General features: G+C 69.7%; 19 protein-coding genes and 1 riboswitch. Of the genes, 7 read left to right on the top strand and 12 right to left on the bottom strand.

What is annotated here, in order from left to right; all coding sequences use genetic code 11:
- On the top strand, positions 1-913 hold a 913-nt coding region (gene pabB / locus ACFQ36_RS07445), incomplete at its 5' end, for an aminodeoxychorismate synthase component I (RefSeq protein ID WP_377012162.1).
- 67 nt (positions 914-980) lie between these two features.
- On the opposite strand, the gene cls is transcribed toward pabB, so the two are convergent.
- Complete coding sequence (cls, locus tag ACFQ36_RS07450) at positions 981-2459, bottom strand: cardiolipin synthase (protein ID WP_377012164.1); 1479 nt, start codon at positions 2457-2459, stop codon at positions 981-983.
- Positions 2460-2642: 183 nt separating this feature from the next.
- Here cls and ACFQ36_RS07455 point away from each other — a divergent pair, with 183 nt between their 5' ends.
- Positions 2643-3515, top strand: coding sequence for an aminodeoxychorismate lyase (locus ACFQ36_RS07455; protein WP_377012166.1), 873 nt, complete (start codon positions 2643-2645; stop codon positions 3513-3515).
- Positions 3516-3543: 28 nt separating this feature from the next.
- Here the strand turns inward: ACFQ36_RS07455 and ACFQ36_RS07460 are convergent, their stop codons facing one another.
- From ACFQ36_RS07460 to ACFQ36_RS07470, 3 genes are read right to left on the bottom strand one after another with little or no spacing between them, the layout of a single operon-like run.
- The gene (locus tag ACFQ36_RS07460; protein WP_377012168.1) at positions 3544-4338 is read right to left on the bottom strand and encodes an energy-coupling factor transporter transmembrane component T family protein; all 795 of its coding nucleotides are present in this window, start codon (positions 4336-4338) and stop codon (positions 3544-3546) included.
- Positions 4335-5855: an ABC transporter ATP-binding protein gene (locus ACFQ36_RS07465; RefSeq protein WP_377012170.1), complete on the bottom strand. Its 1521-nt coding sequence runs from the start codon at positions 5853-5855 to the stop codon at positions 4335-4337. Before ACFQ36_RS07465 ends, ACFQ36_RS07460 begins: the two co-directional genes overlap by 4 nt.
- A complete protein-coding gene (locus tag ACFQ36_RS07470) occupies positions 5855-6481 on the bottom strand; it encodes an ECF transporter S component (protein WP_377012172.1) in 627 nt (208 codons plus the stop codon). The genes ACFQ36_RS07465 and ACFQ36_RS07470 overlap by 1 nt, the downstream gene beginning before the upstream one ends.
- 65 nt (positions 6482-6546) lie before the next feature.
- Positions 6547-6679, bottom strand: a riboswitch (TPP riboswitch).
- Between the two features lie 176 nt (positions 6680-6855).
- Here ACFQ36_RS07470 and ACFQ36_RS07475 point away from each other — a divergent pair.
- The gene (locus ACFQ36_RS07475; protein WP_377012173.1) at positions 6856-7116 is read left to right on the top strand and encodes a DUF4235 domain-containing protein; all 261 of its coding nucleotides are present in this window, start codon (positions 6856-6858) and stop codon (positions 7114-7116) included.
- 51 nt (positions 7117-7167) lie between these two features.
- On the opposite strand, the gene mnhG is transcribed toward ACFQ36_RS07475, so the two are convergent.
- The 6 genes from mnhG to ACFQ36_RS07505 are packed head-to-tail and all read right to left on the bottom strand — an operon-like array spanning position 7168 to position 13535.
- A complete protein-coding gene (gene mnhG, locus ACFQ36_RS07480) occupies positions 7168-7560 on the bottom strand; it encodes a monovalent cation/H(+) antiporter subunit G (RefSeq protein WP_377012175.1) in 393 nt (130 codons plus the stop codon).
- Positions 7550-7822 carry a monovalent cation/H+ antiporter complex subunit F gene (locus tag ACFQ36_RS07485; protein WP_377012209.1) on the bottom strand — a complete coding sequence of 91 codons (273 nt, stop codon included), beginning with the start codon at positions 7820-7822 and terminating at the stop codon, positions 7550-7552. The genes mnhG and ACFQ36_RS07485 overlap by 11 nt, the downstream gene beginning before the upstream one ends.
- Positions 7823-7826: 4 nt before the next feature.
- Positions 7827-8429 carry a Na+/H+ antiporter subunit E gene (locus ACFQ36_RS07490; protein ID WP_377012176.1) on the bottom strand — a complete coding sequence of 201 codons (603 nt, stop codon included), beginning with the start codon at positions 8427-8429 and terminating at the stop codon, positions 7827-7829.
- Positions 8426-10072, bottom strand: coding sequence for a Na+/H+ antiporter subunit D (locus tag ACFQ36_RS07495; protein WP_377012178.1), 1647 nt, complete (start codon positions 10070-10072; stop codon positions 8426-8428). Before ACFQ36_RS07495 ends, ACFQ36_RS07490 begins: the two co-directional genes overlap by 4 nt.
- Entirely contained in the window at positions 10069-10533 is a 465-nt protein-coding gene (locus ACFQ36_RS07500; protein ID WP_377012181.1) for a Na(+)/H(+) antiporter subunit C, read from the bottom strand. Before ACFQ36_RS07500 ends, ACFQ36_RS07495 begins: the two co-directional genes overlap by 4 nt.
- Positions 10530-13535 (bottom strand): Na+/H+ antiporter subunit A, encoded by a 3006-nt coding sequence (locus ACFQ36_RS07505; RefSeq protein ID WP_377012183.1) that lies wholly within the window; start codon positions 13533-13535, stop codon positions 10530-10532. The genes ACFQ36_RS07500 and ACFQ36_RS07505 overlap by 4 nt, the downstream gene beginning before the upstream one ends.
- Before the next feature lie 195 nt (positions 13536-13730).
- Between ACFQ36_RS07505 and ACFQ36_RS07510 the strand changes: the two genes are divergently transcribed.
- A complete protein-coding gene (locus ACFQ36_RS07510) occupies positions 13731-15122 on the top strand; it encodes an MFS transporter (protein ID WP_377012185.1) in 1392 nt (463 codons plus the stop codon).
- Between the two features lie 30 nt (positions 15123-15152).
- Here the strand turns inward: ACFQ36_RS07510 and dcd are convergent, their stop codons facing one another.
- Positions 15153-15734 (bottom strand): dCTP deaminase, encoded by a 582-nt coding sequence (gene dcd / locus ACFQ36_RS07515; protein WP_377012187.1) that lies wholly within the window; start codon positions 15732-15734, stop codon positions 15153-15155.
- A gap of 82 nt (positions 15735-15816) precedes the next feature.
- On the opposite strand from dcd, the gene ACFQ36_RS07520 reads away from it, so the two are divergent.
- Positions 15817-17274, top strand: a complete 1458-nt coding sequence (locus ACFQ36_RS07520; RefSeq protein ID WP_377012189.1) for a D-alanyl-D-alanine carboxypeptidase family protein — start codon at positions 15817-15819, stop codon at positions 17272-17274.
- A 31-nt stretch (positions 17275-17305) separates the two neighbouring features.
- Here ACFQ36_RS07520 and ACFQ36_RS07525 read toward each other — a convergent pair whose 3' ends face one another.
- A complete protein-coding gene (locus ACFQ36_RS07525; RefSeq protein ID WP_377012190.1) occupies positions 17306-18187 on the bottom strand; it encodes a tryptophan 2,3-dioxygenase in 882 nt (293 codons plus the stop codon).
- Positions 18188-18243: 56 nt separating this feature from the next.
- Between ACFQ36_RS07525 and ACFQ36_RS07530 the strand changes: the two genes are divergently transcribed.
- Together ACFQ36_RS07530 and ACFQ36_RS07535 are read left to right on the top strand one after the other, a co-directional pair.
- Positions 18244-18726 (top strand): cation:proton antiporter regulatory subunit, encoded by a 483-nt coding sequence (locus tag ACFQ36_RS07530; RefSeq protein ID WP_377012192.1) that lies wholly within the window; start codon positions 18244-18246, stop codon positions 18724-18726.
- Between the two features lie 6 nt (positions 18727-18732).
- On the top strand, positions 18733-19914 hold the full coding sequence (locus ACFQ36_RS07535) for a cation:proton antiporter (RefSeq protein WP_377012193.1): 1182 nt from the start codon (positions 18733-18735) through the stop codon (positions 19912-19914).
- Positions 19915-20340 lie beyond the last annotated feature (426 nt).

The raw sequence follows: 20340 nt of genomic DNA on the forward strand, positions 1-20340 counted from the left end.
CCGGGCCGCCGTCGGCGCAGCCGCCGGCCCGGCAGCTGCCGGCGGCACCGGTTCGGGCACGCCGTTTCCCCGGCTGCAGTTCAGCGTCCGCGACAGCCGGGAGGAGTACCTGGCCAAGGTCCGCCAGGCCCAGGCGGAAATCCGCGAGGGCAACTCCTACGAGGTCTGCCTGACCACCGCCCTGGAGGCCCGCCTGCCGGAGCCGCTGGATCCGCTGGCCGCCTACGCCGCACTGCGGCGCAGCAACCCGGCCCCGTTCGCCAGCTACCTGCGCCTCGGCGGGCTGACCGTGGCCAGCACCTCGCCGGAACGGTTCCTGCAGATCAGCGCCGGCGGGGCGCTGCGGGCGGAACCGATCAAGGGCACCCGGCGCCGCGGTCCCGATGCCGCCACGGATGCGGCGCTGCGCGAGGACCTGCTCGCCAGCAGCAAGGACCGCGCCGAGAACATCATGATCGTGGACCTGCTGCGCAACGACCTGAGCCACTTCGCCGTCCCCGGGTCGCTGCGGGTCAGCCGGCTCTGCGCGGTGGAAAGCTATGCCACGGTGCACCAGATGGTCTCCACCATCGACGCGCAGCTCGCCCCGGAGGCGGTGCGGGCCGAGGCGGTGCTGGCGGCGTTCCCGGCCGGATCGATGACCGGAGCACCCAAGATCAGCACCATGGATATCCTCGACGAGCTCGAGTCGGGCCCCCGCGGGGTCTATTCCGGGGCGATCGGCTATTTTTCGCCCAACGGGGCCGCCGACCTGTCGGTGGTGATCCGCACCCTGGTGGTGGACGGGGACCGACTCAGCCTTGGTGTCGGCGGGGCGATCACGGCGGATTCGGTGCCCGAGGACGAATGGGACGAGGTCCGGGCCAAGGCGTTCGGGGTGCTCTCGGCCCTGGGTGCGGTATTCCCGGACTGAGCCGGAGGCGCCGCGGCACCGAGGCTCGCCGGGATCGGCGCCTTGGCCGGGCCGATCGGGCGGACGATCATTGAAGGGTGGCGGTGAGCCGGCAGACATTGTCGACATAGCGCTCTGCGCGCGGGCGCCGCACCCATTCGTCCAGGGTCAGTTCGCGTGAAACCTCGCGGTAGCTGTCGGCGATATCGAGCAGCTTCGGCACGATGTCGTCGCCGAGCATCATCAGGGACACCTCAAGGTTCAGCGAAAAGGAGCGCATGTCCAGGTTGCTCGAGCCCAGCACGGCCACCTTGTCATCGACCGTAAAGAACTTGGCATGCAGCACCATGGGTTTCGGATACAGATGGATCCGCACCCCCGCCTGCAGCAGCGCCTGGTAATAGGAGCGCTGGGCATGGTGGACCAGGAACTGGTCCCCCTGCTCGGAAACGAACAGTTCCACGTCCACGCCGCGCTGCGCCGCCGTCGTAATGGCGTAGAGCAGCGAATCGTCCGGCACGAAGTACGGGCTGCAGATGGAGAGCCGCTTCACGGCCGAGTAGATGAGCGTGTTGAACAGGCGCAGGTTGTTCTCCGCCTGGAAGCCGGGGCCGCTGGGGACCACCTGGCAGGTCATCGGCCCGGACTCCGTCACCGTCGCCGGGGTGAACAGCTCCTGCCGGAGCAGTTCGTCGGTCTCGCTGTACCAGTCCGTGGCGAAGACGACGTTCAGGGCAGTGACAATGGGGCCTTCCAGGCGCGCCATCAGTTCCACCCAGCCGCGGCCGGACCGGCGGCTGGAGGGACGCAGGTAGCCGGGCTCAATCAGGTTCTGCGATCCGGTGAAGGCCACATGCCCGTCCACCACGAGGATCTTGCGGTGGTTGCGCAGGTCGATCCGGCGCCACTGGCCGTGGACCGGCAGGATGGGCAGCATGCGGCGCCACTCGATCCCGCTGCCCTTGAGCCAGCGCAGGAATTTCCGGTAGCCGGCCACCCGAAGCGTGCCGATGTGGTCGAAGAGCAGGCGCACGGTGACGCCGCGGGCGGCGGCCTCCTGCAGCGCTTCGAACAGCTCGCCGGTAACCTCGTCCTTGGCCATGATGTAGAACTCGACATTGACGTATTCCCTCGCCCCGCGGACGGCCTCGGTCATCGCCTTGATCGACTCGGTGTAGCCGGGAAGCAGTTCCACGCTGTTGCCGTCCAGCATCGGAAGGGCGCCCAGGGTGCGGTTGAGTTCGGCCGCCGAATGCACCCAGGTGGGCGCTTCCATCTCGCTGCGCGGCTCCTTCAGCTCCTGCGTGGCTTCCCAGACTTCCTGGTTGACTTCGGCCTGCTGCCGGAACCTGCGCCCGGAGAGCCTGTAGCTGCCAAACATCAAGAACAGCGGCAGGCCCACCAGCGGAATGAGGAAGATCGCCAGCAGCCACGCCATGGCGGTGGTGGGACGGCGGTTGCCGGGCACAATGCCCAAGGCCGCCAGACGGATGACCATGTCGAGCACGGTGAAGACGACCAGCACCCAATTGGGGAATGCGCCCCACCCCGTCAGCGGCCACAACACGTCCGGCTAGTCCCCCATCCCGCCGGCCCCCGGCGTCATCCCCTAGAATATCGGCAGCTTACAGCGAACTAACACCTGGCCACCTCCCATCACCCGCTCCGCTCGCGGCGGGAGGTGGCCAACGCTTCGCGGCTCCCCGCCCTCGCAGGCTCGGGCGCGGTTCCTGCCGCTACGCTTAGACCCATGACAGTTTTGGTGTTCCTGGATCCCGCCCATGAGAACGGCCGCGTGGCCGACGCCTCCAAGCCCCAGCTGATGGCCACCGACCAGGGGGTCACCCGCGGGGACGGCATCTTCGAAACCCTGCTCGTCGTGGACGGAACACCGCGCAAGCTCACGGCCCACCTGGACCGGCTGGCCGTGTCGGCCGAGGCCATGGACCTGGTGATCCCGCCCGCTGCAGCCTGGGAAAAGGCTATCGCCACCGCCATCGCGGAGCATCCGCCGGCGGACGAGCTGGCGGTCAAGCTGCTGGTGACCCGCGGCGTCGAAGGCGCCGGCTCCCCCACCGCCTGGGTCCAGGCCGGCCTGCCGGGAACCTCGAGCCGGGAACAGCGCGAGTCCGGCATCGACGTGCTGCTGCTGGACCGCGGCTACGACAGTTCCGTGGCCGAGCGGGCACCGTGGCTGCTGCTGGGCGCCAAGACCCTCTCCTACGCGGTCAACATGGCGGCGCTGCGGTACGCGAAGAAGCAGGACGCCGACGATGTCATTTTCACCTCCAGCGACGGGCGGGTGCTGGAGGGCCCTACCTCCACCGTGCTGATCGCCACCGTGCGGAACGGCGTAAAGACCCTCACCACACCGCTGCTGGAAAGCGGCATCCTGCCCGGCACATCCCAGGGCGCGCTGTTCAAGACCGCGGCCGAGGCCGGCTGGCAGCTCGGCTACGGTCCGCTGGAGCCGCACGACCTGTTCGAGGCCGACGGCGTGTGGCTGGTCTCCAGCATTCGGCTGATGGCTCCGGTGCGCAGCATCGACGGCAAGGAGATTCCGGTCTCGCGCGAGCTGACCGAGGAACTCACCGGGCTGCTGGTCAAAGGCAGCCGCGCCTAGGGCGTTCAGCGGCTCCCCGCGCCCCGCCCTAGGCGAACACGAGGTTCCAGGTTCCGGCGCCCAGCGCGGCAGCCAGCGCGGCGGCGGCGATCAGTGCCCCGCCGAGCACCACCCAGACATCGATCCGGCCGAACCTGGACTCCCGGGCCCAGCTGCGTTCGGCCCCGCCGAAGCCGCGGGCCTCCATGGTCACCGCAAGCCGGGATGCCCGCCGGATCGCCTGAACCAGCAGCCCGAAGCTCTGCCCCAGGAGCGCGCCCAGCCGCTGCAGCGGGTTCCCGTGGGAGCCGACGCCGCGCGCCCGCCGTGCCATGCCGATGGTCTGCCATTCCTCGGCCATGAGCCCCACCAGCCGCATCGCGGCCAGGGTGCCCAGGACAAAGCGGTGCGGCAGCCTGGCCTTCTGGGCCAGGGCGTCGGCCAGGTCCGTGGGATCGGTGCAGCTCATCAGCAGGATCGCAGGCAGGGCGATCGCCAGGCCGCGCAGCATGAACCCAAGCCCCAACTGCAGGGAGCCTTCGCTGATCGACCAGATTCCGGCGTCGAGCAGCACCGCGCCGCTGTCGGCCGAAAGGATCGCGGTGCTCCAGCCGCCGAGGGCGGCGGCCAGGATGAGCGGCCAGCCGCGCTGCCACAGCAGGCGCAGGGTCAGGCCGGCCAGCGGGAAGAGCGCCAGCTCGCCGAGCAGCGCCGTCGAGGCCGACACCCAGTCGATGGACAGGGCCAGCACGGCCGTGATGAAGACGACGGCGGCGAACTTCGCGAGCGGGTTGGCCCGGGTCAGCAGCGCCTTGTTGCCGTGCAGGGTCAGGGCCTGCCTCATACGGCACCTGCCTGCATCCGGGCAGAGCCCAGCCGCAGTTCGGCGCCGCCCAGGACGGCGCTGAATTCCTCGTCGTGGGTCACCGAGACCACGGCGGTGCCGGCGTCGAGCAGTTCGGACAGGAACGAGGCCAGTTCCGCCCAGGTGTTCGCGTCCTGGCCGAAGGTCGGCTCGTCCAGCACCAGCACCTGCGGATGCGCCGCCAGCACGGTGGCCACCGAGAGCCGCCGCTTCTCGCCGCCGGACAGGGTGTAGGGGTTCGCGTCCGCCAGGTGGCCCAGGCGCAGCCGTTCCAGCAGCTCGTCCACCCGCTCGGCACCGTGGCCCAGGTGCCGGGGGCCGAACATGAGTTCGTCCAGCACCCGGCCGGTGACGAACTGGTGCTCCGGCTCCTGGAAGACGGTGCCGATGCGGGCGATCAGCTGCTCGGCCTTCCACTTCCAGGGGTTGCTTCCCGCGCCGGCGCTCAGGCCGGCGGCGGCCGTAACCGTGCCCGCCACCGGTGCCAGCAGCCCGGCAAGGGTCAGCGCGACGGTGGATTTGCCGGCCCCGTTGGGTCCGGTGATCGTCAGTGCCTCGCCGGCCCGGACCCCGGCATTAATGCCGGACTGCACGGTGGCACTGCGCCCGCGGCGCGCCCGCTCCCGGGAAACGGCCAGCTCTTCGGCGGTCAGCAGGAGGCCGCCGCCGGCGCCGGTCCGGGCGCGGGTAGCGGGGACATGGCCGGGCACCCACACGCCCGCGGCGGCCAGCAGCTGGCGGGCCTGGGCCAGCACCTGCTCCGGCGGACCGTCCAGGAACACCGCGGGCTGCCGCGCTCCGGAGGCCGAGGTGCCCGGCTGCAGCACCACGATCCGGTCCACGAGGTCCTGCCAGACGGCCACGCGATGCTCGACCACAACCAGGGTGGCACCGGTCTTGTCCAGGCAGCGGCCGACAGCGTCGCGCACCTCAAGCACCCCGGCCGGGTCCAGGTTCGCGGTAGGCTCATCCAGCAGGATCAGGCCCGGGCGCATGGCCAGGATCCCGGCCAGCGCCAGGCGCTGCTTCTGTCCGCCGGACAAGGCCGAGGTCGGGTGGTCCAGCGCGAACCCTCCCAGCCCGACATCCTCGAGCGCTTCCTGGACCCGCGGCCAGATCTGCCCGCGCGGCACGGCCAGGTTTTCCGCGCCGAAAGCGACGTCGTCGCCCAGGCGGGAGAGGACCACCTGCGTTTCCGGATCCTGCTGCATCAAACCGGCCCGCCCCCGCTGGCTGCGGGGCGCGGCACCGTCGAGCAGCAGCGCGCCGGCCTCGTCGGCGTCGTCGTTGTCATCGCCGAGCACGCCCGCCAGGGCGTGCAGGAACGTCGACTTGCCCGATCCGGAGGCGCCCAGCAGCAGCACGCGCTCCCCCGCCTGGATTTCCAGGTCCAGGCCGTGGATCGCGGGCGCGGGACGGCCGGCGTGCCGCCAGCCCCAGCCCCGGGCGGAAATGGCAGCCGGCCGCACCACGGCGCCGTCGTCGTGGGCGGACATCAGGAAAGGACCGGCTCCGTGGCGGCCTTGCGGGAGGCGAAGGACGCGAGTACGCCGGTCCTCGCCAGGCCCCGGGTGGCAAGCCAGGAGAGGGCACCGGCGAGGACGGCACCGGAGACGGCGGTGAACACGATATAGGCGAGCTTGTCGCCGGCTTCGTAGGCGATGTTCCAGCCCCACGGCGCGAAGGAATCGTTCAGGCCGCAGAACAGGCCCGCCCCCGCTCCGGCCAGCAGTGATGCCGGCAGGTTGAACTTCCGGTACACCAGCGCGGCAAACACGAGTTCGGCACCGAGGCCCTGCAGAACACCGGAGATCAGCACGGTGGTGCCGTACTGGGAGCCCATGATGAGCTCCCCCGTCGCGGCCACCGTTTCGCAGAACAGGGCGGCGCCCGGCTTGCGGATAATGAGCATGCCCAGCACCGCGGGAATCATCCAGCCGCCGGCATACAAGCCGGTCAGCGGCGGGTAGACGGCGTTCAGCGGTGTTGAAATGAGGTTGGCGCCCTGGGACCAGGCCCAGAAGATCACGCCGCCGGCGACGGCAATCAGTGCCGCCACCACAATGTCCACCACACGCCAGGTGTATTTGGTCTTGGCCGCCTTGGCGGAAATGTCAGTCATGTGTCCTCCCGAGGTACAGGAGGGGAAAGTGCTCCCGGGGCAGCGGCACGGCCGCGCCTTCCGGACACTCTGAGAACTCGACTCCCTTCGCCGGTACTAGCCGGAGCAGGTTCGAGGGTCTGCGGTAGTCCGCACTCTCAGCGTCCCGTCCCGCCCGGCCCGCGGGCCGTGGGAACGGACGCTCCCCTGTCGTTTGATGTGCTGTTGCCAGCGTGATCCAGTCTACACTGCGGTACCGGAACCGGCGGCGTGGCGCCCGGCCGCAGGCGAGGCGCCGTGCTTCGGTCGATTCCCTCCGCCCGCAAGCTCGCGGCGGGGCCCTCGGAGCCTTAGGCTGGTGGCAGATGTGGTGGACGCCGAGGAACGGAGTTGCAGTGAACGTACTTTTCAAGCTCATGGGGACCGGAGTCAGCATCGGCAGCGGCCTGCTCGCCAGCAAGATCATCGACATGGTCTGGAAGAAGGTCACCGGCAAGGATTCGCCCAAGCACGACGACGACTTGGAAAACAGCCTTCGCTCCACGCTGGTCTTCGCGCTGGTGTCCGGCGCCGTGAGCACCGTCATTCGGGTGTTGTCCCAGCGGGGCACGCAGCGCGCCATTGCCCGCTACACGAAGACCCGGAGCCTGGTCTGAGGCCGAAGTGTTCCCCGGCGCCCGTGCGCCGGCCCCGGGGAGCACCGCCGGCTACTGCCGGTCCGCGCCCTCTTCGGTGCCGAGCAGTTCTTCGGCCGCGGCATGCTGCACCACGGCGTCCAGATCGTCCTCGGTGAGGGTTTCCTTGCGCAGGTGCTTGGTGCGGTAGCCGGCCCGGCCCACCATGTGAGCGGACACGGGGACCGTGAGCAGCTGGAAGAGCCAGGCCAGGACCAGCACCGGCACCGCGGCCCAGCTGCGCAGCTGCAGGCCCAGCCCGGCCAGCAGCAGCAGCAGCCCGAACACCTGCGGCTTGGTGGCCGCATGCATGCGCGAAAGCAGGTCGGGGAAGCGGAGCAGGCCGATGGCCGCCGCCAGGGACATCAGCGCCCCAACCACCAGGCAGGCCGCGGAGGCAATGTCCAGTACCAGGTCAGTGCTCATGGGCCCGCCTGTCGATCACGAACCGGGCCACCGTCACCGAGCCGATGAACCCGACCAGGCAGATCACGGCCACCAGGATCAGGTTCTCCTGATGGCCGTTGACGGCCATGTCCACCATCAGCGCCGCCGAGACCACGGAGAGCAGCACGTCGATGGCCAGGACCCGGTCCAGCAGGGACGGACCCCGGATGGTGCGCACGATTGCCGCGGCCGCGGAAACCGACAACAAGGCGGCGACAATTACCAGAACCGCGCCCATCAAGCCTTCATTCACGGCCTCTCCTCCCCTGCGCCATTTGTTCCACGGTTCGTCCACTGCCGTATTCCGCTCGTACCAGTGCCAGTTCCTCCTTGGTTCCGAAGGCTCGGATCAGCCCGGCTTCGATCCGGAGCACCTGGGCGCGGAAGGCCTCCGCCTCCTGCGGCCCGGAAATGTTCAGGCAGTGCAGATAGAGGGTGGAGCCGGAACGGTCCACTTCCACCACCAGGCTGCCCGGAATCAGCGAGATCGCGTGCCCCGTGGCGGTGAGGATCAGGTCCGAGCGGGTGCGCAGCTTGACCGCCAGCACCGCATTGCGGATCCGCGGGCCGGTAACCACTGCCAGCCAGAGCACCTGGAAGCTGGCCACCGCCACGTGGTAGACGAACGTCAGCAGGAACACGGCGCCGGCGAGGATATTCAGCCGCCCGCCCAGCTCCACCGGAGGCAGGTAGAACAGGTTCACCACCACCACCGAGATGATGGCGCCGAACAGCAGGTTGCCGGCGCTGAAGTCCTGCCAGAGCGCGCCCCAGAGCAGCACCAGCCACACCAGCAGCGGCAGCTCGGTCAGGAACGGAATCCGGGGCCGCCGGGGTGCCCGCCTCACGGTCCGGCCCCCTCTCCGACGGCGTCGCCCGCACCGGCACCGGCCCCCGGGCCGAGCACGGCGTCGATGTAGGGCGTGCGCTCGAGCATGCTCCCGGCCGCCTGGTCGCTGAGCTGAAACAGCGGCCCGGCGAACACCGTGAGCGCGACGCCCACAACCACCAGGGCCAGGGTCGAGCCGACCATCGTCCGTGGCAGCAGATCGATCACGCCCCGGCCGGAGAAGCGCCCCACCGGCTGGTCCGTGACCAGCCGCGACGTGCGCATTGCCGAGCCGTCCGGCGCCGTCGCGACCAGGACCGGATCGGGGTGCTCGGCGTCCTCGGGGGTGCGCCAGAAGGCACGGTTCCACACCCGCGCCATGGCCAGCAGGGTCAGCAGCGAGGTGGCCACGCCGCCGGCCACCAGCAGGTACGCCACCGGCGTACCCAGGTCCACCCCGGCCTGGAGCAGCCCGAGCTTGCCCAGGAACCCGGAAAACGGCGGGATGCCGGCCAGGTTCATGGCCGGGATGAAGAAGAGCGCGGCCAGCAGCGGCGAGAGCCTGGCCAGGCCGCCGAGCCGGTCCATGTTCGTGGTCCCGCCGCGGCGGTCGATCAGCCCGGCGACCAGGAACAGGCTGGTCTGCACGGTGATGTGGTGCGCCACGTAGTAGACCGCCGAGGCCAGGCCCAGCCGCGAGGACATCGCCAGGCCGAAGACCATGTAGCCGATGTGGCTGACCAGCGTGAACGAGAGCATGCGCTTGATGTCGATCTGGGCAATCGCGCCCAGGATGCCCACGATCATGGTCAGCAGGGCCGTGACCATCAGGAAGGTGTTGATCCTGTCCCCGGGGAACAGCAGGGTCTCGGTGCGCACCAGCGCGTACACGCCCACCTTGGTCAACAGGCCGGCGAACACCGCGGTGACCGGGGCCGGCGCGGTGGGGTAGGAGTCAGGCAGCCAGAAGGAGAGCGGGAACATGGCCGCCTTGATGCCGAAGGCGACCACCAGCATCAGGTGCAGCATCATGTTGGTGCCCGGATCCAGCGCATCCAGCCGCAGGGCCAGGTCTGCCATGTTGATGGTGCCGGTGGCCGCGTAGATCATGGCAATGGAGACCAGGAACAGCAGGGAGGAAATCACGCTGACCACCACGTAGGTAACGCCGGCGCGCACCCGCGGGCCGGTCCCGCCGAGGGTCATGAGCACGTAGCTGGCCGTGAGCAGGATTTCGAAGCCCACGTAGAGGTTGAACAGGTCCCCGGTCAGGAAGGCGTTGGAGACCCCGGCGACCAGGATCATGTACGTGGGGTGGAAGATCGAGACCGGCCCGGCCTCGTCGCCGCCGGCCATGCCCTGCCCGGCCGCGTAGACCAGCACCGACAGGCTGACGGTGGTCGAGACCACCAGCAGCAGCGAGGAGAACTCATCCACCACCATGCTGATGCCGAACGGCGGCAGCCAGCCGCCCAGGGTGACCGCCTGCGCTCCCTGCGTCCACGCCGAGTAGAGCAGGAAGACCTCCAGGCACAGCGTGAGCGCGAGCGTGGAAATGGTCACCATGCGCTGGGCCTTTGGCTGCCTGATGAACAGGAAGGCCAGCGCCGCGCCGATAAACGGCAGGACGACGGCGAGGGGTGCAACGGATGCCGCGTTCATTCTTCCCCCTTCGCGCGTAGTGTGCCGGGGGCCTCCTCGGCCTCGGCGCGGATGAATTCGGTGGTTTCGGCGGGCATTTCCGCGTCGTCCTCGGCATCGAAGCTGGGCTGGTTGGCCACGCGGCGGTCTTCGATGTCGTCCTGGACCTCGTCCTGCCGGCCCAGCACCCAGGAACGGTAGATGATCCCGAGCATGAAAGCCGTCACCGCGAACGAAATGACGATGGAAGTCAGGATCAGCGCCTGGGGCAGCGGGTCGTTGTAGGCCTCCGGCCGGATGTCCTTATTGAACAGCGGTGCCAGCCCGGCGGCCCCGCCGGTGCTCAGGACCAGGATATTGGCGCCGTTGGTGAGCAGCATGAGCCCGAGCATCACCCGCGTCAGGCTCCGTTCCAGGATCAGGTAGACGCCGACGGCGAAGAGCGCTCCCATGACCGCCAGCAGCGTAATGTTCACGGTCACCGGGCCACTCCTTCCTCGATCTCTTCCGGCGCCTCATGGGGAATGCCGCGCTCCGGGTAGGACGGCGGATGGGACGGCCGGCCTTCGCTGCGCTCGTCGATTTCCGAGCCGAAGCTGCGCAGCACGTCCAGGACCAGGCCCACCACCACCAGGTACACGCCGACGTCGAAAATGGTCGAGGTGACGAACTTGTGGTCGCCGAACACCGGCAGGCTGAAATGGATAATCGCGCTTTGGAAGACCTCGCCGCCGAAGAACAGCGGCGCGATGGCGGTCAGCGACGCGGTGCCCAGCCCCGCGGCCAGCAGCACGCCGGCGCTGACCGGGGTGGCCTCGGCCAGCTCCACCCGCCCGCCGGCCAGGTACCTGACGGCCAGGGCCAGTCCGGCCAGCAGGCCGCCGGCGAAGCCGCCGCCGGGCAGGTTGTGCCCGGCCAGCAGCAGGTACACGGAGAAGACCATCACCGAGTGGAACAGCAGCCGGGTGACCACTTCGAGGATGATCGAGCGCCGTTCCGGCGCCAGCGTGCGCCCGGCGACGAGCCACGGGTCGCGGGCGGCCGTGGCGAAGCGGCGGGCGGTCAGCACCGCGGCGCTCCGGTGCCCCTGCTCGTCCATTTCGGTCATGCGGTCCACCGAGCCGGTGGCCACGGTCTCGGCCCGCGGCCGCTTGTCCCCGCGGCCGCGGACGAAGATCAGGCTGGCCACGCCGGTGGCCGCCAGGGCCAGCACGGAGATTTCGCCGAAGGTATCCCACGCCCGCAGGTCCACCAGGGTGACGTTGACGATATTCGCCCCGCCGCCGCCCTCGTAGGCCATTTCCGGGAAGGCCAGCGAGATCGGTGCGGCCGTGCGGGAGGCCATCGCCACCGCCGCCAGCGCCATCATGGCCAGCCCGAACGCCACGCCCAGCCCGGCGCGCAGCAGTTTGTAGCCGCCGGGGGCCCGCAGCCACAGCCGGGCCGGCAGCGAACGCAGCGCCAGCACGATGGCCACCAGCACAATGGTCTCCACCAGCATCTGGGTCAGGGCCAGGTCCGGCGCGCCCTGCAGGGCGAAGAGCAGGGCGATGCCGTAGCCGGTGACGGAGACCATCAGCACGGCCAGGAAGCGCTTGTTGGCTTGGATGGCGGCCAGGGCCCCCGCGATGATGGCCAGACCGATGATGGCCTGCACCGGGGAGTCGAACCATACCCAGCGGGCCGGCCACGGCGCACCGAACAGCAGCAGGGCACCGACGGGGGTGGCAACGGCGACGGACAGGATCACGAACAGGTAGAAGATCAGCGAACCGCGCTGGGTGCGCCCGGTCACCCAGATGGCGGCCTCGTCCAACGCGCCCACGACGCCGCGGTAGATCCGTTCGGCGTCGAGGAACTGGACAGTGCCGTCCTGGAACCGTTCCACCTGCCGCCGCAGCCGGAACAGCAGCAGGCCGACGGCGAGCGTGAGCACCGTCAGGCCCAGCGCGGGCGTCAGCCCGTGCCAGAGCGCAAGGCGGCTGCCGCCGTCGCCGGCGAAGAGCGAGGTGTACGGCTGCACCGCGGCGTCCACCGGCACCGGCCAGAGGCCGAAGAGGACCGTGGCGGCGGCCAGCAGCGCCGGCGAGGCCAGGAAGGCGCGGGAAACCGGCTTGAACGCCGTCGCCTCGGCTCCCGGCTTGGTGGCGAAGCCGCCCCAGACAAAGCGGGCGCTGTAGGCGAAGGTGAGCATGGATCCGGCCACCACGCCGGCGAGCACCGCCCAGTCCGTCCAGCCGCCGTGCTCCGCCCGGTGGAAGAAGGCCTCATACACGGACTCCTTCGCCACGAAGCCCAGCAACGGCGGCACGCCGGCCATGGACGCCGCCCCGACCAGGGCCACCGCAAACAGCTTCGGCGCCGCCCGGTGGATCCCGGAAAGCAGGCGGATGTCGCGGGTACCGGACTGGTGGTCGATAATGCCGACTACCAGGAACAGCGTCGCCTTGAACAGCCCGTGCGCCAGCAGCAGGCCCAGCCCGGCCAGGGCAGCCTCCCGGTAGCCCTGGCCCACCACCAGCGTCAGGAAGCCCAGCTGGCTGACGGTCCCGTAGGCCAGGATCAGTTTGAGGTCGAACTGCCGCAGGGCCTGCCAGCCGCCCACCAGCATGGTCAGCAGGCCGAGCACGGTCACGACGGCGTCCCAGTGCCCGGTCCCGGCGAGGCCCGGGGCGAACCGGGCAACGAGATAGATGCCGGCCTTGACCATGGCGGCGGCGTGCAGGTAGGCACTGACCGGGGTGGGCGCGGCCATCGCCGCCGGCAGCCAGAAGTGGAAGGGCACCAGTGCCGACTTGCTGATCGCCCCGGCCAGGATCAGCAGGATGGCTACGTCGACGACGGTTCCATGCGCCAGCAGGTCCGGGGCCCGGTTGAGCAGTTCCGAGATCCGGTACGTGCCCGCGGTCTGGCCGAGCAGGATCAGGCCCACCAGCATGGCCAGGCCGCCGAAGGTGGTGACCATCAGGGCCATCAGGGCCGAGCGGCGGGCGGCCAGGCGCTGCCGGGCGAAGCCGATCAGCAGGTAGGACAGGATGGTGGTCAGTTCCCAGAAGACGTAGAGCATGATCAGGTCATCGGTGATGACCAGGCCGAACATCGCCCCGGCAAAGGCCAGCAGCTGCGCTCCGAAGGGTCCGACGTGCACATCGTCGGCTTTGAAATAGCGGGCGCAGTAGAACAGCACCAGCGCGCCGACACCCAGGATCAGCAGCGAAAGCACCGCCGAGAGCGTGTCCATCCGGAAGGCCAGTTCCAGCCGTAGCTGGGGAATCCAAGCCAGGACTTCGGCCGGCGGGGCGTTCGGGCCGCCGCCGAGGGCATGCTGGTCCGTACCGGTGTACCGGCCGAAGGTGGCCAGCAGCCAGACGAACCCGCCGGCCGGCACCGCCGCCAGGAGGTAGAAGGTGGAACGTCCCAGCTTCCGGAAGATCATGGGCGCTGCCAAGGCCACCACAAAGAGAAGGGTGAGCACAATCAGCACGATTTCTCCGGAGCAACCTTCTGGGCTTGTCGGGGACACGGGAACACTGGCAAAGCAGGAGGGCAGCCCACATCCATGCTACCAAAGGCATACGTGCGGACCGGTCCGTGGCGCGCCCGCTCCGGGAATCCGCGCTGATTCCGCCGCCGGTCCGCCCCGCGTTCCATCCGGCCCGCAGGCCGATAGCATCACGGTATGAGCCACACCGCAGACCGCCCCGCCCCGCCGGACGGCACCCGCTCCGGGCGCGCCGCAGCCGCGCTGCGCGTGTTGGCCTGGGCCTCCTGGGACTGGGGCTCGGCCGCCTTCAACGCCGTGATGACCACCTTCGTCTTCACCGTGTACCTCACCGGAGACGCCTTCGGCGGCAAGGACCATGCCTCGGCCGTGCTCGGCTACGGGCTGGCCGTCTCCGGGGCCGCCATTGCCCTGCTGGCCCCGGTGACCGGTCAGCGCTCGGATGCCGGCGGCCGGCGCCGGCTCTTCCTCGGGATCAACACCGCGGCGGTGGCGGCGCTGACCGCCCTGTGCTTCTTCGTCCGGCCGGCCCCGGAGTACCTGCTCCTGGGCGTGGGCCTGATTGCGCTGGCCAACGTGTTCTACGAATTCGCCAACGTCAACTACAACGCCATGCTCGCCCAGATCTCCACTCCGGCCAGCATCGGCAGGATCAGCGGCTTTGGCTGGGCGATGGGCTATGTCGGCGGCATTGCCGCGCTGGCGCTGGTGCTGGCCGGTTTCGTGCTGCCGGAGGCCGGCTGGTTCGGCGCGACGCGCGCCGACGGGCTGAACATCCGGCTGGTGGCGGTCTTCTCGGCGCTGTGGTTCCTGGTCTTCGCCCTGCCGGTGCTGTTCGCCGTGCCGGAGGTCCCGCGCCGGCCGGGCAGGGCACCGGCCGGAATCCCCGCCTCCTACGCCGGGCTGGCGCGCAGGATCAAGGCGCTGTACCGCACGGACCCGCACACCATCTATTTCCTGCTCTCCAGCGCCGTTTTCCGCGACGGCCTGGCCGCTGTCTTCACCTTCGGCGGCGTCATCGCGGCCGGCACCTTCGGCTTCACCCTGACGGAGGTGATCTTCTTCGCCATCGCGGGCAATATCGTCGCCGCCGCCGGTGCCGTCGCCGGCGGCTTCCTCGACGACCGGGCCGGGCCCAAGGCGGTGATCATCGGCGCCCTGGCCGGCCTGCTGGCCACCGGCGGCGCCCTGCTGGCCCTGGGTCCGGACCAGCATGTGCTGTTCGGCTTCGCCTTCGACGGGACGCTGACCTTCTGGGTCTTCGGGCTGCTGCTGTGCCTCTTCGTCGGCCCGGCCCAGTCCGCGTCCCGGGCTTACCTGGCGCGGCTGGCGCCGGAGGGCGAGGAAGGCGGGCTGTTCGGGCTCTACGCGACCACCGGCCGTGCGGTCAGCTTCCTGGCACCGTCGCTCTTCGCGCTGTGCATCGGAGTCTTCGGGTCCCAGCGCTTCGGCATCCTGGGCATCCTGCTGGTGCTGCTGGCCGGGCTGCTGCTGATGCTCCCGGTCAAGCCGCCGGCCCGCCCGGCCAAAACCCGTCGGCGTGCCACCCGCCGGCCTTTCCGGCGCTGACAGGCCGCCGGCCGGCCGGTCGGCGGGGAATCAGCGCCCGATGAGGGTGCGGTGGAAGTTGATGTAACTGCGCGAGGCTGTCGGACCGCGCTGGCCTTGGTAGCGGTTGCCGTACTCCCCCGAGCCGTACGGATGCTCGGCCGGGGAGGTCAGCCGGAAGAAGCACAGCTGGCCGATCTTGGAGCCGGGCCAGAGCTTGATCGGCAGCGTGGCCATATTGGACAGTTCCAAGGTCACGTGGCCGGAGAAGCCCGGATCGATGAACCCGGCGGTGGAGTGGGTGAGCAGGCCCAGCCGGCCCAACGAGGACTTGCCCTCCAGCCGGGCGGCAATGTCTTCGGGCAGCGTGACGGTCTCGTAGGTGGAGCCGAGCACGAATTCGCCCGGGTGCAGGATCAGCGGCTCGTCCGGCTCCACTTCGACCAGGCGGGTCAGCTCCGGCTGCTCCTCGGACGGATCGATGTGGGCGTACTTGTGGTTGTCGAAGAGCCGGAAGTACCTGTCGATGCGCACATCCACGCTGGAGGGCTGGATCATGTTCGGCAGGTAGGGGTCCAGGACAATCCGTTCGGCTTCGAGTTCGGCGCGGATATCACGGTCAGAGAGCAGCACCTACTAAAAATATCGCATCCAAACCGGCCGTCCGGCGCGGCTGCGGCACCGATCCTGCCGGTCCGCTGGCAACATGGACCCCGTGAACAGACATCGGCGGTCCCGCGAATGCCTCCGGCCGCACCAGCCCCGGCGCTCGCGGCTGCGGGCCGGATTCTCCACTGCCGCGGCGGCTGCCGCACTGTGCCTGGCGGGCGTGGGCCTGTCCGCCGCGCCCCTGGTGCCGGCACAGACTGCCCAGGCCGCGGAGCCGATCCGGGACGCGCAGAGCATCAAGGTCTTCGTCAACAAGGACCATCCACTCAGTCCGGTGAGCTACAGGCCCGCCGACCTCACCACGATCAAGGGCACCGGGTTCACCCTGCGCAAGGCAGCGGCCGCCAAACTCTCCAGCCTGTTCACCGGTGCCCGCAAGGCAGGCCACCGCCTGGCCGTGGTCAGCGCCTACCGCTCCTACTCCTACCAGGCCGCACTCTACGATTCCTACGTGCGCAGCTACGGCAGGGCCTATGCGGATACCATCTCGGCCAGGCCGGGCTACAGCGAGCACCAGACGGGGCTGGCCGTGGACGTGGGACAGGCCCGCACCACCTGCCAGCTGGAGGCCTGCTTCGGCAGCACTCCCGAGGGCAGGTGGGTGGCCGGGAACGCTTACAAGTACGGCTTCATCGTCCGCTATCCGAAGGGCCAGCAGAAGGTCACCGGCTACACCTACGAACCGTGGCACCTGCGCTACGTGGGGGTCACCCTCGCCACCGCCATGCGCACCAAGTCCATTCCCACGCTGGAGCACTACTACACGCTGGGCAAGCCGAGCATCCGCAGCGCCGCGGACCTGCTCGCCGCCGATGCGGCCGGGGACCTCTGGCGCTACCCCGGCGGCACCGGCAGGCTGGGGGCCCGGGTGCGGATCGATACCGGCGGCTACGACACGGTCCGGGCCGGCTTCACGCTGGACTGGAACCGGGACGGGACGCTGGACATGCTGCTGCAGATGAAGGACGGACGCCTGCTGGTCAACTTCGGCAAGGCCGGCGGCGGATTCCGCAACCCGGTCAAGGTCGGCGACGGCTTCGCGGGCATGACGCTGGCCGCCGGCCGCTGGGTAGCCGGACACAAGTACCCCGGCGTGCTTGCGAGGACCTCGGCCGGCACCCTGCGCTACTACCGCAACGCTTCCGGCCGGGCGGTATCGAAGGCGACCACGGCAGCCTCCGGCTTTTCCGGTGCCCGCTTCACCATGGCGGACTGGGACCAGGACGGACGGCAGGACCTGCTGGCCGTCCGCGGCGCGGCGCTGTACGTCCAGCGCGGCAACGGCACCGGCGGCTTCAGCGGCGCTGCCCGCAGGATTGGCTCCGGCGGCTGGAACAGCGTGGCCGGCCTGACCCCGCTGCGCGGCTACGCCGGCCCCGGCAGCACCGGCCTGATGGCCACGTTCAAGAACGGCACGCTGCGGTACTACCCCTACGGCAAGGGCGGGTTCGGCAGCCGCAGCACCGAGGCCACGGGGTTCAAGAACCGCACCGTGTTCCGGTAACGTTCAGCGGCTGCTCGAACGGCGCCGCGGCTTACGACGGCGGGGCGCCGGAGTCGTCGGCCCTGCCGATCTCGGTGCGCACCGCGAAGAGTTCCGGGAAGAACGTCAGGTCCAGCGCCTTGCGCAGGAAGCCCGCGCCGGACGAGCCGCCGGTGCCCCGCTTCATGCCGATGATCCGCTCCACCGTCCTCACATGCCGGAAGCGCCAGAGCTGGAAATTGTCCTCCAGGTCCACCAGCTCCTCGCATGCCTCGTAGACATCCCAGTTGTCATGGGCATGCTCGTAGATGTACTTGAAGGTCTGTACCAGCTCCGGATCGAAGACGTGGGCCTGGCGGAAGTCGCGCGCCAGCAGATGTCCGGGGACCGGATGGCCGCGCCGGTGCAACAGGGCCAGGAACTCGTCGTAGACGCTGCTTTGCTCCAGCAGTTCCGCCAGCATCCGGTGCGCCTCGGGCCTGGCCTCGAAGACCCGGAGCATGTCGGCGTTCTTGTTGCCCAGCAGGAACTCCACCGCCCGGTACTGGAAGGACTGGAAGCCGGAGGCCGAGCCCAGCTCGCCGCGGAATTCGGCATACTCGGCCGGGGTCAGCGTGGCCAGCACCGACCACTGCTCGGCGAGGATGTGCTGGATGTGCTTCACCCGGGCGATACCCTTCATCGCGTAGCGCAGGTCGTCGGCGCGCAGCTGGTCCCGCACCGTGCGCAACTCGTGCAGCACCAGCTTGAACCACAGCTCGGTGGTCTGGTGCTGGATAATGAACAGCAGCTCGTCGTGGTGCTCGGGCCGGCTGACCGGCACCTGGGCCGACAGCAGCCGGTCCAGCTGCAGGTAGGAGCCGTAGCTCATCTTGCCGGAGAAGTCAGTTTCGATCCCGCTTTCGATGCTGCGGGTGTTCTTTTCCACCGCCATGGGACAACATTACGGCCACCGGATACGGGCGGCGCGGGGCGGATTAGAGTTGAGCCATGGAGGTAGAGGAAACACCGCTGCCGGGTATCGGCATCCGCCGCGAAATCGTCGTCGGCAACGGCCGCCGGGTGGGCATCGTCATCCAGCGCGACGGCCAGACTGAGCTGATCATCTCCCGGATGGACGACCCGGATGCCTGCCTGGCGTCCATCCCGCTGAGCACCGAGGAAGCGGCCACCCTGGGCAGCCTGCTCGGCGGCCCGCGGCTGGTGGCGCAGCTGGCCGCAGAGCACAGCGACCTGCCGGGGGTAAGCACGCGCCAGTTCCTGGTCACCGAGGACACCCCCTTCGCGGGCCGCCCGCTGGGTGAGACCAAGCTCAGGACGCGCACCGGCGCCTCGGTCGTGGCCATGCTGCGCAGCGGCCAGGTCCTGCCGTCGCCCACGCCCAATGACGTGATCGAACCGGGGGATCTGCTGATCGTTGTCGGCACACCGGACGGCCTCGACGCCGCGGCTGCCATTCTGCACGGAAACTAGGCCGCCGTGGGCGCCACGACGGCGACGCTCATCGAGCTTGGCATCGTCTTCCTCGGGCTGGGCATTTTGGGGCGGCTGGCCGCCCGGATGGGTATGTCCCCCGTGCCGCTGTACCTGCTGGGCGGGCTGGCGTTCGGCCAGGGCGGCTTCGTCGAATTCCGCGGCATCGCCGAATTCGGCCACATCGCCGGCGAAATCGGCGTGGTGCTGCTGCTGTTGATGCTTGGCCTGGAATATACGGCCATGGAACTGGTGACCGGGCTGAAGCAGTCCTGGCAGGCCGGCCTGATGGACCTGGTGCTCAATTTCACCCCGGGCGCGGTCCTGGCCTATGTCCTCGGCTGGGGACCGGTGGGCGCCATGGTCTTGGGCGGGGTGACCTATATTTCCTCCTCCGGCATCGCTGCCAAGGTCCTGACGGACCTGGGCAGGCTGGGCAACCGGGAAACCCCGGCGGTGCTGGCCGTCCTGGTGCTGGAGGACCTGGCCATGGCCGGCTACCTGCCGGTCATGACGGCCGTGCTGGGCGGCGTCGGGCTGCTCGGCGGGGCGACGGCGGTGGGCGTCTCGTTGCTGGTGATCAGCGTGGTGCTGCTGGCCGCGGTGCGCTACAGCCACCGCATTTCCAAATGGATCCACAGCCCCGAACAGGAGACCTTCCTGCTCAAGCTCATCGGCGCCGCCCTGCTGGTGGCCGGGCTGGCCTCGGCCATGCAGGTCTCCGCCGCCGTCGGCGCGTTCCTGCTGGGCATCGCGATCTCCGGGGCGACCGCGGACAGTGCCACCCGGCTGCTGGAACCGATCCGCGACCTGTTCGCCGCCACCTTCTTCGTGGCCTTCGGCCTGAACACGGACCCGTCCACCATGCCCCCGGTGCTCGGCTGGGCGGTGCTGCTGGGAATCATCACGGCGGCCACCAAGGTGGCCACGGGCGCGTGGACCGCACGGCAGGCAGGGATCGGCCGCTGGGGCCGCGTGCGGGCCGGGACCGTGCTGATCGCCCGCGGCGAGTTTTCCATCGTCATCGCCGGGCTGGCGGTCACCTCCGGGGTGCTGCCGCAGCAGCTGAACGCCCTCGTCGCGGCCTACGTGATGCTGATGGCCGTGGCCGGGCCCGTTGCGGCCCGCTTCACCGAACCGCTCCTGCGCCGCCTTGCGCGCCAGCCCGAGCCCGAGCCCGTGGGCTGATCAGCGTACCGACGAATCCCACCGCCAGGGCAGGCCGCGCGTTTCGAGGGCCCGCCCGCAGCAGCGCAGCACGTCCTGCCAGGAATCCGGCGAGCCCCGGGCATCGGGAAACAACCTGTCCAGCACCCGGGCGCAGATACCGGCATCCGCCTCATACTGAACGTCCTGCGGAAGCCGGATCCGGGTAGAAGAGGAGCTGCGGCCCGCCCGGACGCCTCGGCGGCCCGACCAGCACTTCCACATAGCCATCCTGCGGCGGGCGGGAGCCGGATGGCTGCATCGCATAGGCGCCGAAATGGCCCATCAGTGCGCCGCGGTCTCCAGGCAGGTCCACTCCAGGTCCAGCGCCCGGCGCTCCCAGGCCGCAGCGGGCAAAGCGGCACAGCGGACAAGGATCCCCGTCCACTACCGTCCGCAGGTCATCAG

It is taken from the genome of Arthrobacter sp. GCM10027362 (assembly GCF_042679445.1).
GTDB lineage: Bacteria > Actinomycetota > Actinomycetes > Actinomycetales > Micrococcaceae > Crystallibacter.

Coding starts and splice junctions, on each gene's coding strand:
- ACFQ36_RS07510 (WP_377012185.1), top strand. CDS start 13,731: ATGAGCCACACCGCAGACCGCCCCGCCCCGCCGGACGGCACCCGCTCC.
- ACFQ36_RS07460 (WP_377012168.1), bottom strand. CDS start 4,338: ATGAGGCAGGCCCTGACCCTGCACGGCAACAAGGCGCTGCTGACCCGG.
- ACFQ36_RS07530 (WP_377012192.1), top strand. CDS start 18,244: ATGGAGGTAGAGGAAACACCGCTGCCGGGTATCGGCATCCGCCGCGAA.
- ACFQ36_RS07455 (WP_377012166.1), top strand. CDS start 2,643: ATGACAGTTTTGGTGTTCCTGGATCCCGCCCATGAGAACGGCCGCGTG.
- ACFQ36_RS07525 (WP_377012190.1), bottom strand. CDS start 18,187: ATGGCGGTGGAAAAGAACACCCGCAGCATCGAAAGCGGGATCGAAACT.
- ACFQ36_RS07470 (WP_377012172.1), bottom strand. CDS start 6,481: ATGACTGACATTTCCGCCAAGGCGGCCAAGACCAAATACACCTGGCGT.
- ACFQ36_RS07465 (WP_377012170.1), bottom strand. CDS start 5,855: ATGTCCGCCCACGACGACGGCGCCGTGGTGCGGCCGGCTGCCATTTCC.
- mnhG (WP_377012175.1), bottom strand. CDS start 7,560: ATGAGCACTGACCTGGTACTGGACATTGCCTCCGCGGCCTGCCTGGTG.
- ACFQ36_RS07495 (WP_377012178.1), bottom strand. CDS start 10,072: ATGAACGCGGCATCCGTTGCACCCCTCGCCGTCGTCCTGCCGTTTATC.